At 73.3% G+C, this 16,986-nt stretch carries 15 protein-coding genes; 8 read left to right on the plus strand and 7 right to left on the minus strand.

Going from position 1 to position 16,986, the window contains the following annotated elements; genetic code table 11:
* Nucleotides 1–419: 419 nt before the first annotated feature.
* The 4 genes from IE136_RS02170 to IE136_RS02185 are packed head-to-tail and all read right to left on the minus strand — an operon-like array spanning nt 420 to nt 3,914.
* The gene (locus IE136_RS02170; RefSeq protein WP_189599242.1) at nt 420–1,469 is read right to left on the minus strand and encodes an NAD(P)H-dependent flavin oxidoreductase; all 1,050 of its coding nucleotides are present in this window, start codon (nt 1,467–1,469) and stop codon (nt 420–422) included.
* Nucleotides 1,466–2,236: a CoA-transferase subunit beta gene (locus tag IE136_RS02175; RefSeq protein WP_189599243.1), complete on the minus strand. Its 771-nt coding sequence runs from the start codon at nt 2,234–2,236 to the stop codon at nt 1,466–1,468. Before IE136_RS02175 ends, IE136_RS02170 begins: the two co-directional genes overlap by 4 nt.
* Nucleotides 2,233–3,090, minus strand: coding sequence for a CoA transferase subunit A (locus tag IE136_RS02180; protein WP_158986350.1), 858 nt, complete (start codon nt 3,088–3,090; stop codon nt 2,233–2,235). The genes IE136_RS02175 and IE136_RS02180 overlap by 4 nt, the downstream gene beginning before the upstream one ends.
* Nucleotides 3,087–3,914: an enoyl-CoA hydratase family protein gene (locus IE136_RS02185; protein WP_189599244.1), complete on the minus strand. Its 828-nt coding sequence runs from the start codon at nt 3,912–3,914 to the stop codon at nt 3,087–3,089. The genes IE136_RS02180 and IE136_RS02185 overlap by 4 nt, the downstream gene beginning before the upstream one ends.
* A gap of 68 nt (nt 3,915–3,982) precedes the next feature.
* Here IE136_RS02185 and IE136_RS02190 point away from each other — a divergent pair, with 68 nt between their 5' ends.
* The 3 genes from IE136_RS02190 (at nt 3,983) to IE136_RS02200 (ending at nt 6,177) form a co-directional block, all read left to right on the plus strand.
* Nucleotides 3,983–4,747 carry an SDR family oxidoreductase gene (locus IE136_RS02190; RefSeq protein WP_158986346.1) on the plus strand — a complete coding sequence of 255 codons (765 nt, stop codon included), beginning with the start codon at nt 3,983–3,985 and terminating at the stop codon, nt 4,745–4,747.
* Nucleotide 4,748: 1 nt separating this feature from the next.
* Entirely contained in the window at nt 4,749–5,624 is an 876-nt protein-coding gene (locus tag IE136_RS02195) for an SDR family oxidoreductase (protein ID WP_158986344.1), read from the plus strand.
* A 130-nt stretch (nt 5,625–5,754) separates the two neighbouring features.
* Nucleotides 5,755–6,177, plus strand: coding sequence for a guanyl-specific ribonuclease (locus IE136_RS02200; RefSeq protein WP_158986342.1), 423 nt, complete (start codon nt 5,755–5,757; stop codon nt 6,175–6,177).
* Nucleotides 6,178–6,213: 36 nt separating this feature from the next.
* On the opposite strand, the gene IE136_RS02205 is transcribed toward IE136_RS02200, so the two are convergent.
* Nucleotides 6,214–8,058 (minus strand): ankyrin repeat domain-containing protein, encoded by a 1,845-nt coding sequence (locus IE136_RS02205; RefSeq protein ID WP_189599245.1) that lies wholly within the window; start codon nt 8,056–8,058, stop codon nt 6,214–6,216.
* A gap of 116 nt (nt 8,059–8,174) precedes the next feature.
* Entirely contained in the window at nt 8,175–9,068 is an 894-nt protein-coding gene (locus IE136_RS02210; RefSeq protein ID WP_189599246.1) for a hypothetical protein, read from the minus strand.
* 145 nt (nt 9,069–9,213) lie between these two features.
* Between IE136_RS02210 and IE136_RS02215 the strand changes: the two genes are divergently transcribed.
* On the plus strand, nt 9,214–10,011 hold the full coding sequence (locus tag IE136_RS02215; RefSeq protein ID WP_189599247.1) for a S1 family peptidase: 798 nt from the start codon (nt 9,214–9,216) through the stop codon (nt 10,009–10,011).
* Nucleotides 10,012–10,238: 227 nt separating this feature from the next.
* Here IE136_RS02215 and IE136_RS02220 read toward each other — a convergent pair whose 3' ends face one another.
* A complete protein-coding gene (locus IE136_RS02220) occupies nt 10,239–11,984 on the minus strand; it encodes a glycoside hydrolase family 35 protein (protein WP_158986334.1) in 1,746 nt (581 codons plus the stop codon).
* 80 nt (nt 11,985–12,064) lie between these two features.
* On the opposite strand from IE136_RS02220, the gene IE136_RS02225 reads away from it, so the two are divergent.
* The 4 genes from IE136_RS02225 to pepN all read left to right on the plus strand — a co-directional run bounded on the left by IE136_RS02225 (nt 12,065) and on the right by pepN (nt 16,919).
* Nucleotides 12,065–12,952 carry a helix-turn-helix domain-containing protein gene (locus IE136_RS02225; RefSeq protein ID WP_158986332.1) on the plus strand — a complete coding sequence of 296 codons (888 nt, stop codon included), beginning with the start codon at nt 12,065–12,067 and terminating at the stop codon, nt 12,950–12,952.
* An 11-nt stretch (nt 12,953–12,963) separates the two neighbouring features.
* Entirely contained in the window at nt 12,964–13,368 is a 405-nt protein-coding gene (locus IE136_RS02230) for a chorismate mutase (RefSeq protein ID WP_229818594.1), read from the plus strand.
* Nucleotides 13,368–14,357: an asparaginase gene (locus IE136_RS02235; protein ID WP_158986330.1), complete on the plus strand. Its 990-nt coding sequence runs from the start codon at nt 13,368–13,370 to the stop codon at nt 14,355–14,357. The genes IE136_RS02230 and IE136_RS02235 overlap by 1 nt, the downstream gene beginning before the upstream one ends.
* A gap of 69 nt (nt 14,358–14,426) precedes the next feature.
* The gene (gene pepN / locus IE136_RS02240; protein WP_189599248.1) at nt 14,427–16,919 is read left to right on the plus strand and encodes an aminopeptidase N; all 2,493 of its coding nucleotides are present in this window, start codon (nt 14,427–14,429) and stop codon (nt 16,917–16,919) included.
* The last annotated feature ends 67 nt before the right edge of the window (nt 16,920–16,986 follow it).

Genomic DNA, 16,986 nt, shown 5'->3' on the forward strand with positions numbered 1-16,986 from the left:
TCGTGGAACCTGAGCAGGTCGTGCGGCGCCAGGGTCAGGCCCCTTCGTCGGGTAGGCGTAGAGGCTGCCGTAGCCGGCACGGACTTCGGTGCAGGCGCTGTCCTGAACGCCGCCACAGCCGAGCATCTCCTACCAGCGGACCGGGTCGCGGGAGCCGGTCGCCTCCAGAAGTCGGCCGAGCAGGCCGTTGTCGGTGACGGGACGGGAGATCGGGGGCCGGCCGAGTCGGGAGAAGGTCCGTTCCGTCGTACTGGACCTCCAGCGGGATACGGAGGTCCACGACCGTGCCCGGACGCGGCCCGGCGGCGGTGGTGACGTCGGTCGCCGGAGTGGTGGCGGTCGCCGCGCTCAGCAGTGCGCTTCTCGACACGTCTCTCGAAAGGGCCGTGGCCGGGGACTCCCTTGCGGGGGATGAGGGTTCACCCAGGTGGTGGCAGGGTGCGGAGCGCCTGCGAGGCCTCGGACATGACGCGGCGGACGAGTTCCTCGCAGCTCGGGAGGTCCTCGATCAGACCCGCCACCTGTCCGGAGGCCATGACGCCGAGGTCGGTGCGGCCCTCGACCATGGAGGCCTTGAGGAGCATGGGGGTGTTCGCGGCGAGCAGGACCTGGCTCCACGACAGGTCCTTGCCGTGCTTCATCGCGAGCCCGTCGCGGATCATCCGTGACCACGACAGGCCCGAGAGCCTCCGGAAACCGGCCGCCCGGCGTACCGCCTGTGCCAACGCCCGTACGCGGCCGGCCCGTTCGAGGGCGGCGACCATCTCCGTACGGAGCATCCGGTGGGGCAGTCCGTCGACGGCCGTGGTGACGGTGACGTCCTTGACCGAGGCCGCCAGATAGCGCGCCTTGACCGCGTCGGGGACGGTCGAGTCGGAGGTGAGGAGGAAACGGGTGCCCATGGCGATGCCCGCGGCGCCGTACGAGAGCGCGGCGACCAGACCGCGCCCGTCGTGGAAACCGCCGGCCGCGATCACCGGGATGCCCACGGCGTCGACCACCTGCGGCAGCAGTACCGTGGTGGCCACCTCGCCCGTGTGCCCGCCGCCCTCCCCGCCCTGCACGATCACCGCGTCCGCGCCCCAGGCCGCGACCTTCTCGGCGTGCCGCCGCGCTCCGATCGACGGGATCACGATCACCCCCGCGTTCTTGAGCTCCGCGATCAGCTCCCGCGAGGGGGCGAGGGCGAAGGAGGCGACCCGCACCCCCTCGTCGACGATGATCCGCGCCCGTTCGCGGGCGTCGCCCGCGTCCGCGCGCAGGTTCACCCCGAAGGGCCGGTCCGTACGGCTCTTCGTCTCGCGGACCGCGGCCCGCAGTTCCTCGACGCTCATCGTGGCCGAGGCGAGGATGCCGAGCGCGCCCGCCTCGGCCGACGCCGAGACCAGCCGCGGGCCGGCGACCCACCCCATGCCGGTCTGGACGATCGGGTACCGGACGCCGGTCAGCTCCGTGAGAGCCGTCCTCATGACGCCGTGACCTCGCGGTCGCGCAGCCCGTCCGGGTCGATGACCATCCGGATGAGCCGCAGCTCCTCGGCGGTCGGTTCGCGCGTGTACGGGACGTCGTCGCCGATCACCAGGTCGAAGCCGGTGGCCTGCCTGACCCGGTCCACGGTGACGCCCGGGTGGAGGGAGGCGAGCCGCATCGAGCGGTCGGGCGTCTCGAAGTCGAAGACGCCGAGGTCGGAGACGACCCGGGGGATACGGTGGAAGCGGGTGGCGCCGGCGGCGGCCGCGCGGTCGTGGCCGACGCCGCTGACCATGTCGACGCGTTCGACGAAGACCCGGGGCGAGTGCCGGGGGATCCAGTAACTCACCGGATTGTTGAGGGTGTTGACCGGCGCCCCGCGGACGCCCAGGAGCTGGCGGGCGGGCCTCGACCAGTCGCCGACGCAGGAGATGTTCTGGTTGCCGTAACGGTCGATCTGGCTCGCGCCCATCATGACGTGCCGCTTGCCGCCGGTGACCATGGTGAGGTGGCGCCGGTACGGCAGCCAGCCCTCGACCTCTCCGTCGAGGCCGACCAGCATCGCCTCGCCGTCGGTGAGCAGCAGCTCGGGGGCGAAGGAGCGCTTGGCGAGCCGGGCGCCGAAGGAGGAGACCGGGGCCATGGCGGCGGCGAGGATCTCGCCGTTGTCGCGCCACGCCTCGGCGCAGGCCACGACGCAGTACTCCGAGCGACTGATCAGCGTCGCCGCTTGCGCCGCTGCTCCTTGCGCCGCTGCTCCTGTCATCGCTGCTCCTCGTGCCAGGCCTGAACGGCCCGCTGGTAGTCGTCCTCGCTCCTGCCGGACAGGAACCGCTCCGCGAACACGGACCAGGGCGTCGTCGCGTACATCCTCTGGAAGGGCTCGTCACGGTCGCGGTCGGGTACGCAGGAGGTGAAGTGGGCGCCGTTCGGGGTCTCCACGACGCCGGTGACGCAGTGCCGCCCGATGAGAAGGGTCTGCGGGACGGTGTCGCTCCCGAAGCCGTCGACGAGCCGTTCGCAGGAGACGTACGCGGTGTCGGCGGCCTCGCAGAACAGGTCGTCGAAGTACGGGTCGGGACCGAGGTACTGGCCGTTGCCGAGCCGGTCGGCACGGTTGACGTGGACGAGGGCCGCCTCCATGCGCAGGGCGGGGACGGCGACGAACTCCTCGTACCCGCCCTCGTCGTCCGCGTACGGCGACCGGACCGTCCGCAGCTCCGGGTTGACCGTCATCACGTCCGAACCGAGCCCGGCCCTGACCGGGAGGAACGGCAGTCGGTTGGCGGCGGCGTGCAGGCCCCACATGAACATCGCCTCGTCGAGTTCCGTCATCGCGAAGGCACCGCGCTCACGGGCGGCCCGGAAGTGCGGTTCGAGGGGGATGGAGTCCAGGGTGGTGAAGGCGGCGACGAGCCGGCGGATGCGTCCGGCGGCGGCGAGCAGGCCGACGTCCGGGCCGCCGTAGGAGATCACGGTGAGATCGGTGATTTCGGACCGGAGCAGCGCTCTCACCAGCGCCATCGGCTTACGGCGCGAGCCCCAGCCGCCGATGCCGATCGTCATCCCGCTGCGCAGCCGACCCACCACCTCCTCGGGCGTCATCGTCTTGTCGCTCATGCCGGTCGCTCCTTTCCGAAGCCGGCGCGGACCCGGTCGGCGACACCGCTGAGACTGGCCTCGAAGGTGAAGCCCTGCTCGAAGCGGTAGCTGCGGCGCACGTCCACCGGGTCGATCCCGTTGATGGCCGCCTTGGCGAGCCGGATCAGGGACCCGTCCTTGCGGGCGATCTCCCGGGCCAGTTCGAGCGCCGCGTCGAGGAGTCCGGCGCGCGGGACGACCCGCCAGACCGAGCCGTGGGCGTGCAGTTCGGCGGCGGTGACCGTGCGGGAGGTGTAGTACAGCGCGCGCATCAGGTGCTGCGGGACCAGCCGGGCGAGGTGGGTGGCCGCGCCGAGCGCGCCCCGGTCCAGCTCCGGCAGCCCGAAGGTGGCGTCCTCGGCGGCCACGATCGCGTCGGCGTTCCCGACGAGTCCGATCCCGCCGCCCAGGCAGAAGCCGCCGACGGCCGCGACGACCGGCACCTCGCACTCGTACACCGCCGCGAACGCCTCCGCACAGCCGTGGTTGGCGCCGATGAGGGCGGTGTGGCCGGTGCCGGTACGCGTGGCTGTGTCCGTGCCGGTGCCGGTGCCCGTGTCCGTGTCGGTCCCGGTGCGCGTGACGGAGTCGTGCTCGCGCTGCATCTCCTTGAGGTCGACGCCCGCGTTGAAGCCGCGGCCCTCGGCGGTCAGCACCACGCAGCGGTTCTCCCGGTCGCGGCCGGCCGCGCGGACGGCGTCGGCGAGGTCGTACCAGCCCTGGACGGGGAGGGCGTTGACGGGCGGGAAGTCGACGGTGACAAGAGCGATGCCCTTGTCCGGCCGGGAGGTGGAGACACCCATGAGCGGATCAGCTACCTTTCCACCAAACGTTTGTTAGGTGACTGCTTGATGAGGAAAGGTAGCAGCCGATGGAGCTGGACGGGAGGGTCGCCGTCGTCACCGGCGGCACGCGAGGGGTCGGCGCGGGCATCGCCCGGGCCCTCCTGCGGGCCGGGGCGCGGGTGGTCGTCTGCGCGCGCAGGCCACCCGACGCACCGGTCGAAGAGGGCGGAAGCGCGGCCGAGTTCGTTCCGCTCGACCTGCGTGACCCGCACGCCGTCGAGGCGTTCCTCACCGGACTCGACGCGACGCACGGACGGCTCGACGTGCTCGTCAACAACGCCGGCGGAACGCCGTACCGCCTGCTGGGGGAGGGTGAGGCGGAGCGTCACGCCCGGGTCGTCGCCCTCAACCTGACGGCTCCGCTGACGGTCTCCCTCGCCGCCTACGAGCGGCTGCGCGCCGCGCGCGGCTCGATCGTCATGATCGGCAGCGTCAGCGGAACCCGCCCCTCGCCGGGCACGGCCGCCTACGGCGCCGCGAAGGCCGGCCTGGAGAACCTGGCCCGGTCCATGGCCGTGGAGTGGGCTCCTCACGTCCGTGTGAACACCCTCGTCCTCGGCATGGTCCGCACCGAGCTGTCCCGTCTCCACTACGGCGACGAGGCCGGGATCGCCGCCGTCGGCGCCACCGTCCCGCTCGGCCGGCTCGCCGAGCCTTCCGAGGTGGGGGAGGCGGCGGTCTTCCTCGCTTCCGACCGGGCGGCGTACGTCACGGGGGCGTCGCTGCTCCTGCACGGGGGCGGGGAACGCCCGGCCTTTCTGGACGCCGCAACCGTCAACAAGGAGAGCTGACATGGGTCTGTGCGAAGGGCGCGTCGTGATCGTGACGGGCGGCGGGCGAGGGCTGGGCCGGGCCTACGCGCTCGCCTTCGCGGCCGAAGGCGCGCGGGTCGTCGTCAACGACCTGGGAGTGGGGCTCGACGGAGCCGCCTCCGGGGAGTCACCGGCCGGACGGGTCGTGGAGGAGATCCGCGCGGCGGGCGGCGAGGCCGTGGCTCACGGCGGCGACATCGCGACGGGAGAGGGCGCGGCCTCGCTGATCGCCACCGCGCTCGACACGTACGGCCGACTCGACACCCTGGTCAACAACGCCGGCTTCCTGCGTGACCGGATGCTCGTCAACCTCGACGAGGACGACTGGGACGCGGTCATGAGGGTGCACCTGAAGGGCCACTTCCTCCCGCTGCGTCACGCGGTCGCCCACTGGCGCGCGGAGGCCAAGGCGGGGCGCGAGGTGTCGGCGCGGATCGTCAACACCACTTCGGGAGCAGGCCTGTTGGGCAGCATGGGGCAGGGGAATTACGCGGCGGCCAAGGCCGGAATCGTGGGACTCACCCTGGTCGCGGCGGCCGAGACGGGCCGGTACGGGGTCCAGGTCAACGCGATCGCGCCGGCGGCCAGGACCCGGATGACCGAGCAGGTCTTCGCGGGCCTGGAGGGCGTACCGGAGGACGTCTCCCCGCTGGTGGTCTGGCTGGGCTCGGCGGCCTCGGCGGGGGTGACCGGCCGCGTCTTCGAGGCGGAGGGCGGCCGCATCACGGTCATGGAGGGCTGGCGGCCCGGCCCGACGGCGGACAAGGGCGGGCGCTGGACTCCGGCGGAGGCGGGGGAGGCGGCGTCGAGGCTCCTGGCCGAGGCGGAGGAGCCGGGGGCGGTGTACGGGACGTAGGGCCTGCGCCGCTGGGGGCGGTGGGCGGGCGCACACGCCGCCCCCACAACGGGCAGAAGAAGTTAACATCCGGAAAATTGAGCGGAGTTGGACTGTCGACGGTGGGTCTACGCGCGTCATCATGCTGCCCATGCGAATCCCCCCACGCCTCACCGTCATCGGCGGCGCCGCCGCCCTCCTCTCCACCCTCGTCCTCGGAGCCCCGGCCACGGCCGCCCCGGCGTCACCGCCGGCCGGCCTGTCGGCCACGCTGTCGGGCGTCGCCGCCGTCGGCGAGATCTGTTACTCCGACCTGCCCTCCCAGGCCCACGACACCCTCCGCCTGATCGACGCGGGCGGCCCGTATCCGTACCGCCAGGACGGCAGTGTCTTCCAGAACCGCGAAGGCATACTCCCGGCCCACTCGACGGGCTACTACCACGAGTACACGGTCAAGACGCCGGGTGCGACGACGCGCGGCGCCCGGCGCATCGTGACCGGCTCGTCGTACGAGGAGGACTACTACACCGCCGACCACTACGCCTCGTTCGACCTCGTCGACCACGACTGCTGAGGCGCGCGGCCAGGTTTCGCCGGCCGTGCGTCCGGGTCAGCGGCATCGGGGAGCCGTCCACTCCAGGCGGGTCCTGATCCGTGGGTCCCGGACGTACTCGACGGCGGCCAGGGCCGTCTCGCGGGCGGTGCCCTCCGGGTCGCCGTCCGCGAGGATCGCGGCCAGCGCCTCGACGGCACGTCGATCCTGACGGATGGCCAGGCCGCGCGCCGCCTCGGCCACCGCGTCCGGGTCGGGGTCGCCGAGCCGCGCCACGAGCGCGTCTCGGAGTACGGGGGTGTCCTCGGGGATCTCCGCGAGGGCCAGGGTCGCCCAGTCCCGCACACCGGAGTCGTGGTCCCGGCTCAGCCGGATCAGCGCGGCGGCGGCGCTCGGATGCCCGGCCGGCACCATCCCCGTGAGCGCGCAGCCGACCGCCCGCCGCACCTCCGCGTCCTCGTGCCCGGCGAACGCCACCACCTCGTCCAGGGCCGCCGGATCCCCGATCTGCCCCAACGCCGTGACGACGGCAAGCGCGGGCTCCCGCCCGGCCGTGTGGCCGTCGCCGGACGTGGTCTCCCGCCCGGCCGTGTGGCCGTCGTCGGACGTGGTCTCCCGCCCGGCCGTGTGGCTGTCGCCGGACGCGATCTCCCGCCCGGCCGTGTGGCTGTCGCCGGACGTGATCTCCCGCCCGGCCGTGTGGCCGTCGTCGGACGTGATCTCCCGCCCGGCCGTGTGGCTGTCGCCGGACGTGATCTCCCGCCCGGCCGTGTGGCTGTCGCCGGACGCGATCTCCCGCCCCGCCGTCTGGCCGTCGCCCGACGCGGGCTCCCGCCCCGACCCGGCCCCTGCGCCGGACGTGATCTCCTGCCCCGAGCCGCCACCGCCGTCCGGCGCGAGCGCCCGCCCTGTCCCCTCCCCGTCCCCCGGAGCGAACTCCCGCGCCAGACGGCGCAACGTCGGCAGTGACCTCGGCGCCAAGGCCGGCAGACGGCCCAGGACGTCCGCGCCGAGGGCTCGGCGCAGGGCGTCCTCGCCCGCCTCGCACCAGGCGAGGGCCGCCGCGAAGGTCTCCTCGTCACCGCGCGCGGCCAGGGCCGAGACCGCCTCCGTCCAGTCGTCCTGGCCGGGGTCGCCGCAGCGCAGGGCCCGCCCGGCGAGTTCCTCGCAGGACACCCGGACGCCGAGCGCGCTCTCCAGCAGCGTGGCGATGGCGGCGTGACCGGTCTGCTGCTCGTTGCCGCTGCCGGGCGCGCCGTCCTCGCGCAGCAGCTCGACCACGACGGTCACCCCGCCGTCCTCGGCGACGCGGCGGACGACCGCCTCGTACGGTTCGGCGCCGTGCGTCTCCAGCAGCCCCCGCAGCAGCGCGCCCGCGACATCCACGCCGATCCAGCGCCGCGCCTCACGCAGGGCGTCCTCCAGGTGGCCCGCGCCGTGGTCGAGCAGTGCCCGCACGCTCGCGGCCGAGCCGCGTCGGGCCGCCGCGACCAGGGGCGGCAACCCGTCGCTGCCCGGGCGCCCGGGGTCCGCCCCGTGCTCCAGCAGGATCCGTACCGTCTCCGCGTGCCCGAGCCGTACCGCCCAGTCCAGTGCCGTGAAGCCGTACGCCTCCTCCTGGCCGGCCCGGGCCCCCGCGGCGAGCAGCGCCCGCACCACCTCGGTGTGTCCGCCGCACGCCGCCCCGCACAGCGGAAGGTCGCCGGCCCCCTCGCCGCTGCCCCGTGCGGGATCGGCCCCGGCGGCCAGCAGGAGGCGGACGATCCCGGCCTCGTTCGCGAGGGCGGCCCGGTACAGCGCGGTCTCCCCGTCGGTGTCGGCCTCGGGGGACTCCCCGGCCCGGAGGGCGCGGACGACGGCGTCTTCGTCCCCGTCGAGAATGGCGTCGAACAGCGTGCTCATCCAGCGACTTTCACCCGAAAGGCACGTACGACGCAAATGGTTACGCGCCTCACGCGCCTCACCGGGGTGACGCACTCTCACCGGCCTGACGCGCCTCACCCGCCTCACGCGCTGCCCTACGCGTCGCACTCCAGCACCGACTCGCACACCCGGCACCGCACCCGCACCCGCCCCCCGCGCCCCCCGGCCGGCACCCGCAGCCGCTGCCAGCACACCGGGCACGGGAAGGAGACCCTGGTCGCGGGCCCGCCGTCCTCGAAGGCGTACGACACTCCCGCCGCAGCCCGCCCGTAGCGGCGCTCCTTCGCGTACCGGTGCCGCGCCGCCCATCCAGCCCCCGCCAGCGGAGGCCGGCGCCCGTCCCGCGCCGCCTCCTCCCGGCCCCGGCTCCACGCCTCGTACGCCTGCGGGCTGGTGAACCAGGGCGAAGGGTCCTCCCCGAACGCCGCGGCCCGTTTCGCCAGCACGTACCCGAACTCCTCCGGCGTCAGATATCCCAGCTTCTGGTGGGACAGCGCGTCCTCCCGGAACGCGTCGAGCAGCAGCCATCCCGCCCCGAGATAGGTCGTCACCACGTCGGTGAGGATCTCGTTGTCCCGGGTGCCGGGGAAGCCGAGGTCCAGCCGGTGCAGCAGGACGTGAGTGATCTCGTGGGCCAGTGCCGCCCCCACGTCCCTCCGGTGGCTACGGAAGCGGTCGTTCAGCTCGACGAAGTACTCCGGACCGGCCGCCAGTTCGACGCTCGCCGCGTGCTCCATCCGGCGGAAGCTGACGATCATCCGCGCCTCGGGCAGCCGCAGCTGGCGCACGAGCGCCCCGGCCACCCGCTGCGCCCCGAGGTGGAGGTCGTCCTCGTCGCCGAAGGCCACGTCCGCCGCCGCCACGCTCGTGGCGTACCGCCGTACCCCGTCCGCGGAGAGTCTCCGGTACAGCGCGGTGATCGAGGCCCGGACCGCGTCGAGGTGCGGGAACCCGTGCACGACTTCGCCGTTTCCGCCGCCGTTCGGCACGTCGTCACCCCCTTATCTCCACTCTACGAGGACGCTGGGGCGGGCGAAGCGCTGGCCGAAAACGTGTGCTTGTGGCCCCCGCGAACCCTTGTCCATAATCCCCTCCAAGCTTTGACGGGCGCATGCCATCAAGGCTCAACCCCCCATGAAAGGCAGACACTTGAAGAAGAACCGATTGGTCCGCGCGCTGCAGAGAATCGCCGCGGCCGGCGCCGTCGTCCTCGCCGCGGTCAGCCTCCAGCCCTCCACCGCCTCCGCCGCGCCCACCCCCGTCGTGGGCGGGACCCGCGCCGCACAGGGCGAGTTCCCCTGGATGGTCAGGCTCTCCATGGGCTGCGGCGGCTCCCTGCTGACCCCGCAGATCGTCCTCACCGCCGCCCACTGCGTGAACGGTTCCGGCAACAACACCAGCATCACGGCCACCGCCGGAGTCGTGGACCTGCAGAGCGGCAGCGCCATCAAGGTCAGGTCCACCAAGGTCCTCCAGGCCCCCGGCTACAACGGCACGGGCAAGGACTGGGCCCTGATCAAGCTCGCCTCGCCGATCAACTCGCTGCCCACCCTCAAGATCGCCGAGACGACCGCGTACAACAGCGGCACCTTCACCGTCGCCGGCTGGGGCGCCACCCGCGAGGGCGGTGCGCAGCAGCGGTACCTGCGCAAGGCGACCGTGCCGTTCGTCTCCGACGCCTCGTGCCAGGCGGCGTACGGCAGCTCCCTCGTCCCCTCCGAGGAGATCTGCGCTGGCTACAACGAGGGCGGGGTCGACACCTGCCAGGGCGACTCCGGCGGCCCGATGTTCCGCCGGGACAACGCCGGTGCCTGGATCCAGGTCGGCATCGTGAGCTGGGGCGAGGGCTGCGCACGGCCCGGCTACCCCGGCGTCTACACCGAGGTCTCGACGTTCGCCTCCGCGATCAAGTCCGCCGCCGCGACGCTGTGACCCCGTGACGCGTAGGTAGTGCGTGTACGGGGGTGGGGCCCGCCCCCGTACACGCGCCGCGCGCCCCACGGCTGGAGGGTGTCCTGTGGAACTCGCCGGGTTCGCGACGCCTGGCCCGCACGCTCGCTGCGTTCGTCGGTCGTCGACGCTCCGCGTGGACTCCTTCCTCCGCCTCGCGATCGCACGCACCGGCACGCCGCTCACCGATCCGGCCCGGCCCACATGACCTAGGCGAGGACCACCCGCGCCGCGCCGCCCTCCAGCTCCAGGACCCACACCTCGTTGCCGCCCTCGCGCAGCACCGGTCCCGGCACGAAGAGCGCGTCCTGCGGGCCCACGTCCCAGTACCGCCCCAGACAGAACCCGTTGACCCACACGAAGCCGCGGCCCGCACCCGGCAGGGACAGCGCCGCGTCACCCGGCCCCGCGACCTCCACGGCCGCCCGGTACAGACCCGGTCGTGCCCCGTCCCCGGACACCGGACGGAACGGCACCTTCCGCACGGCCCCCGCCTCGAACGCGTCGAGCCGCAGCCCCCGCGCCCGTACCCCGTGCACGTACTGCCGCTCGTGCCGCACCCCGCCCGTGACGCCCTTCATCTCACCCTGGCGCGGCCCGTAGTTGACCCGGCCCAGCGACTCCACCCACAGCTCGACCACCGCGGGTCCCGCCACCGGCTCCGGCAGCACCGCGTCCTCCGTCGTCAGCACGCCGGCCCGGACGCCGTCCACCAACACCGTCGCGCGGTCCCGCAGCCCGCTCACCGACAGCGGGTACGGCTGCCGGGGCCCGGGAATCTCCACCCGGTAGCGCACCACCCCCCGGTCCACGCCCAGCTCCTCGAAGGTCGGCGGCACCGGCGCCACCACCTCCTCGTCGCCCAGCGCCTCCAGGACCTCCCCGAGCGGAGCCCACTCGGCCGGCGTCCCGGCCGCCGGAGCGGCGATCCGCCGAGGCGGCCCCGGCACCTCCGGCAGCGGACCGTCCGCGAACGCCGCGAGAACCTCCCGGAAGCGCCAGTACTTCTCCGTCGGCAGCCCCGCCTCGTCCACCGGCGCGCCGTAGTCGTACGAGGTCACCGTCGGCCGCAATTCACCCTCGTGCAGCGCACCGTCCCGGTTCGCCCCCGCCCAGCCGGCGAAGTTCGTCCCGCCGTGCGCCATGTACAGGTTGACCGAGGCCCCGCACTCCAGGATCTCCCGCAGCGTCGCCGCCGCGTCCTCCGCGTCCCGTACCGAACGCTCCGTGCCCCAGTGATCGAACCAGCCGCACCAGAACTCCATGCACATCAGCGGCCCCGACGGCCGGTGCCGCCGCAGGGCCGCGAACGCCTCCCGCGCCCCCGAGCCGAAGTTCGCCGTGGCCAGGACCCCCGGCACGGAGCCGCCCGTCAGCATGTGGTCCTCCGGACCGTCCGAGGTGAAGAGCGGCACCCCCACCCCGCAGTCCAGCAGCAGATCCGCGACCCGGCGCAGATACCCCTGGTCGGAGCCGAAACTGCCGTACTCGTTCTCCACCTGGACCATGATCACCGGACCGCCGCGGTCGATCTGCCGCGCCACGACCTGCGGCAGCAGCGCACGGAACCAGCGCTCCACATGCTCCATGTACTCCGCGTCGTCCGTCCGCGCCCGGCGCCCGAGCCGGCCCGTGAGCCAGTGCGGCAGCCCGCCGTTCTCCCACTCGGCGCAGATGTACGGCCCCGGCCGCACGATCGCCCACATCCCGGCCCGCTCCACCGCGTCCAGGAACCGGCCGAGCGCGCCCACGTCCCCGTACCGGCCCGGCTCCGGCTCGTACAGATTCCAGGGGACGTACGTCTCCACACAGTTCAGCCCCATCGCACGGAGCATCTCCAGGCGGTGGCCCCACTGCTCCTCGTGCACCCGGAAGTAGTGCAGCGCCCCCGACAGCAGCCGCACCGGCCGCCCGTCCAGGAGGAAGTCCTCGTCACCCACAGCGAACGTGCTCATGGACTCACCCTCGCCCTCTGGCGGCGGACCGGTCCATGGACAAAGATCGTCGCTGTTTGGACGTAAGGGAGCCAGAGCCGATGTACCACACCTGGATGCGCTACTTCACGCCCAGCCCGGTCCACCACCGCCTCGGGCTCGTCTGTCTCGGCGTCGGACTGCAACACGGCACCCTGCCCACCGTCGGCCCGCGCACCCTCGACCACCATGTGGCCGTCGTCGTCAGCGCCGGCAGCGGCTGGTACCGCGGCCCCGACGGGCGACGGACCACCGTCACCGCACCCGCCCTCATCTGGCTCACCCCCGGCATACCGCACCACTACTCCGCCGACCCCGGCACCGGCTGGGACGAGAGCTTCGTCGACTTCGGCGGCCCCGCCACCGCCACCTACACCGAACTCGGCTACATCGAGCCCGACCGGCCGGTCGTCCCGCTCTCCGACGCCGCGGGACCGCGCGCCGCCATCGGCCGGATCGCCCGCGCCGCACGGCGCGGCAACCCGCTCCTGGAGGTCGAGACCGGCGCCGCCGTCCACGAACTCCTCGTCGCCCTGCGCCGCGCCCGCGCCGACACCAACGCCGACGGCGACCCCGTCCTGACCGCCCTCGCCCGCGACGCCTTCCAGCCCCTCTCCGTCGCCGAGCACGCCGCCCGGCACGGCATGACCCCGGCCGAGCTGCGCACCGCCGTACGGCGCGCGGCCGGCTGCAGCCCCAAGGACTACCTGCTCTCCATCCGGCTCGGCCGCGCCAAGGAGCTCCTCGCCGCCACCGAACTGCCCGTGGCGGCGGTCGCCCGCCGGGTCGGCTACGACGACCCGGCCTACTTCTCCCGGCTGTTCACCCGCAGGGTCGGCACCGCCCCGATCCGCTTCCGCGAACAGCAGGCCAGGACCGTGCCGGGCGGCTGGAGCAACCGGATCCCGGATCCCGAACACCCTCCGACCATCGCCACCCGCTCCGTCTAAGCTCGCTGCTCATGAGCGACATCGACGAGTCCGTACAGGCGGAACTGACCCGGCTGCGCGAGAGCATCGACAACATCGACGCGGCGGTCGTGCACATGCTCGCCGAGCGCTTCAAATGCACGCAGCATGTCGGCGTCCTCAAGGCGAAGCACCAGCTGCCGCCGGCCGACCCGGCGCGGGAGGCCCGCCAGATCGCCCGGCTGCGGGAACTCGCCGGGAGCGCGAAACTGGACCCGGCGTTCGCGGAGAAGCTCCTGAACTTCATCATCGCGGAGGTCATCCGCCACCACGAGACGATCGCGGACGGAACGGACCCGGACGGCACGGCCGCACCCGCGGCGAACGCGGACGTCACGGGCGCGGACCGTACGGACGGAGCCGGCACGGACGGAACGGTCACGGACGGAGCACGCTGATGGGCCGCGTCACCCTCTTCACGCTCGGAGGAACGATCTCCGCACGCGGCGGCGACACCACGCGTATGACGGGGGCGGAGGTGGTGGCGGGCCTCGGCGTCCCCGGCGTGGAGGTCGAGCTGCGGGACTTCCGCCGACTGCCCAGCTCCTCCCTGACCTTCGAGGACCTCGCCGCGCTCGCGCGGGAGGTACGCGAGACGGTGGCCGCGGGCTCCGGCGTCGTCGTGGTCCAGGGCACCGACACCCTGGAGGAGACCGCGTTCCTGCTCGACCTGCTCTGCCCGACGGACCGGCCGATCGTCGTCACCGGTGCCATGCGCCGCCCCGACCTGCCGGGAGCCGACGGCCCCGCCAACCTGGCGGCCGCCCTCACCGTCGCCGCGGACCCCCGCTGCCGCGACCTCGGCGTCCTGGTCGTCCTCGCCGACGAGATCCACGCGGCCCGGCACGTCCGCAAGACCCACACCACCTCCGTGGCCACCTTCGCCTCCCCGGGCGCCGGCCCGATCGGCTCGGTCGTCGAGGGCGAGCCCAGGATCCTGCTGCGCCCCGCCACCCCCTCCGCGATCTGCCCCCTGCGGTTCGACCCGGCGGTACGGGTCGCCCTGGTCACCCTCTCCCTCGGCGACCGCGGCGAACTCCTCGAAGCCGTCGACTCCCGCTTCGACGGCCTCGTCGTCGCCGCCTTCGGCGCCGGACACGTCCCCGACCGCCTGGTCGAGCCCCTGGCCGAGCTGGCCGCCCGCATCCCGGTCGTCCTCGCCTCCCGCACCGGCGCCGGCGCCACCCTCACCCACACCTACCGCGGGCCCGGCTCCGAGTACGACGTCCTGCACCGCGGTCTCATCCCCGCCGGCCCCCTGGATCCGCCCAAGGCCCGCCTCCTCCTCCACGCCCTCCTCTCCACCGGCGTCACCGGCCCCGCCGGCTACGACCGTCCCCGCATCACCGCCGCCTTCACCCACCTCAACGGCGCCGGCCTCGCGTAACGGCTGTCCGGCGGACAGTCCCTCACACCCCCCTGCCGCGTCCCGGCACCGTCAGGCAGCATGGGCCCCATGCCCGTACTGACGCGCGACGAAGCGCAGACCCGTGCCCAGCTCCTCGACGTCCAGCACTACGCGGTCGACCTCGACCTCACCACCGGCGACGAGACCTTCGAATCCACCAGCGTCATCCGCTTCACCGCCCGCACCGCCGGGGACACCTTCGTCGAGCTCAAGCCCGAGACCCTCCACTCCGCCCTCCTCGACGGCGAGCCCCTCGACACCGGCTCCCTCGACGGCAATCGGCTCCCGCTCACCCTCGCCGAGGGCGAACACGTCCTGAGCGTCGCCACCACCATGCGGTACTCCCGTACCGGCGAGGGCATGCACCGCTTCACCGACCCCACCGACGGGGAGTCCTACGTCTACACCCAGCTCTTCATGGAGGACGTCCAGCGCGTCTTCGCCGCCTTCGACCAGCCCGACCTCAAGGCCGTCTTCGAGCTGGCCGTCACGGCCCCCGAGGGCTGGACCGTCCTCTCCAACGGCATCACCGAACAGCAGCCCGACGGCCGCTGGAAGGCCGCCGCCACCCCGCTCCTCTCCACGTACTTTGTCTGCGTCGCCGCCGGACCCTGGCACTCCGTCCGCACCGAGCACGCCGGGCTCCCCTTCGGCATCCACTGCCGCCGCTCCCTTGCCCCCCACCTCGACGCCGACGCCGAGGAGATCCTCGACGTCACCAAGGCCTGCTTCGACCGCTTCCACGAGAAGTTCGAGGAGCCCTACCCCTTCGACTCCTACGACCAGGCCTTCGTCCCCGAGTTCAACGCCGGCGCCATGGAGAACCCCGGCCTCGTCACCTTCCGCGACGAGTTCGTCTACCGCTCCGCCGTCACCGTCACCGAGCGCCAGACCCGCGCCATGGTCATCGCCCATGAAATGGCCCACATGTGGTTCGGCGACCTCGTCACCCTGCGCTGGTGGGACGACATCTGGCTGAACGAGTCCTTCGCCGAGTACATGGGCTACCAGACCGTCAACGAAGCGTGCTCCGACCGCTTCCCCGACACCTGGATCGACTTCGGCATCGCCCGCAAGGCCTGGGGATACGACGCCGACCAGCGCCCCTCCACCCACCCCGTCGCCCCCGACCCCGACGCCGTCCCCGACACCGCCTCCGCACTGCTCAACTTCGACGGCATCTCCTACGCCAAGGGCGCCTCCGCCCTGCGCCAGCTCGTCGCCTGGATGGGGGAGAAGGACTTCCTCGCCGGCATCAACACCCACTTCAAGCGCCACAAGTTCGGTAACGCCACCCTCGCCGACTTCATCGACAACCTCGCCTCCGCCACCGACCGCGACGTCCACGGCTGGGCCGAGCGGTGGCTGCGCACCACCGGCGTCGACGCCCTCACCCCCACACTCGGCGGCGACGAGACCCGCACCACCCTCACCGTGCGCCACGACGGCAGCCGCCCGCACCGCATCGCCGCCGGCGTCTACGACCGCGACCTCATCGACGCCCGCCGGCTCGTGCCTCGCGAGCGCCTGGAACTCGATGTGCCGCAGACCGCGCCCGTCGACCTCCCCGGCCCGCGCCCCGCCCTCGTCGTCCTCAACGACGGCGACCTCACCTACGCCAAGGTCCGCCTCGACGGGACCTCCCTGGAGACCGCCCTGCGCGGCCTCTCCGGCATCCCCCACGCCCTCACCCGCGCCCTCGTCTGGAACACCCTGCGCGACATGGTCCGCGACGGCGAACTGGAGCCCGCCGCCTACCTGGAGACGGCCCACACCCACCTCCCCGAGGAGACCGACCTCGCCGTCGTCCAAGGCGTCCTCTCCTTCGCCCGCGCCCAGATCACCGACCGCTACCTGCCGGCCGAGGAGCGCCCCGGTGCGCTGGCCCTCCTCACCTCCCTGGCCCGTGACCTCATCCGCCGCACCGAGGACGGCGATGCCCCCGGCCTGCGCCTGACCGCCGTCCGCACCTTCATCGACAGCGCCACCCAGCCCGACACGATCGCCGCCTGGCTCGCCGAGGGAACCGTCCCCGGCGGCCCCGAGGTCGACCCCGAGCTCCGCTGGCGCATCCTCGCCCGCCTCGCCGTCCTCGGCGCCCTCGACGAAGCCGCGATCGACGAGGAGCTGGCGCGCGATCCCAGCGCCACCGGCCAGGAGGGGGCGGCCCGCTGCCGCGCCGCCCTGCCCGACCCGCAGACCAAGGCGGCCGCCTGGTCCCGCCTCTTCGACACCGACGACCTGTCCAACTACCTCTTCACCGCGACCGCACAGGGCTTCTGGCAGCCCGAACAGGCCGAACTCGTACGGGAGTACGTGCCCCGCTTCTACCCCGCCGCCATCGCCCTCGGCGCCCGCCGCGGCCCCGCGATGGCCGAGGCCGCCGGCCGCTACGCCTTCCCGGCGTACGCCGTCGACACGGCCTCCCTCTCCCTCGGCGAGACCCACCTGAACGAGAACGCCATGATCCCGGCCCTCCACCGCAAGCTCGCCGACCAACTCGACGACCTGCGCCGGGCACTGCGCGTCCGCGGCGCGTAGCGGGCGGGCAGCCACGGCCCGCCGCCCGACCGGACGCACCGGCCGCCCACCCCCACCGGACGGGGCC

Origin of the sequence: Streptomyces lateritius, assembly GCF_014649715.1 — a bacterium.
In the GTDB taxonomy this organism is placed as follows: Bacteria; Actinomycetota; Actinomycetes; order Streptomycetales; family Streptomycetaceae; genus Streptomyces; species Streptomyces lateritius.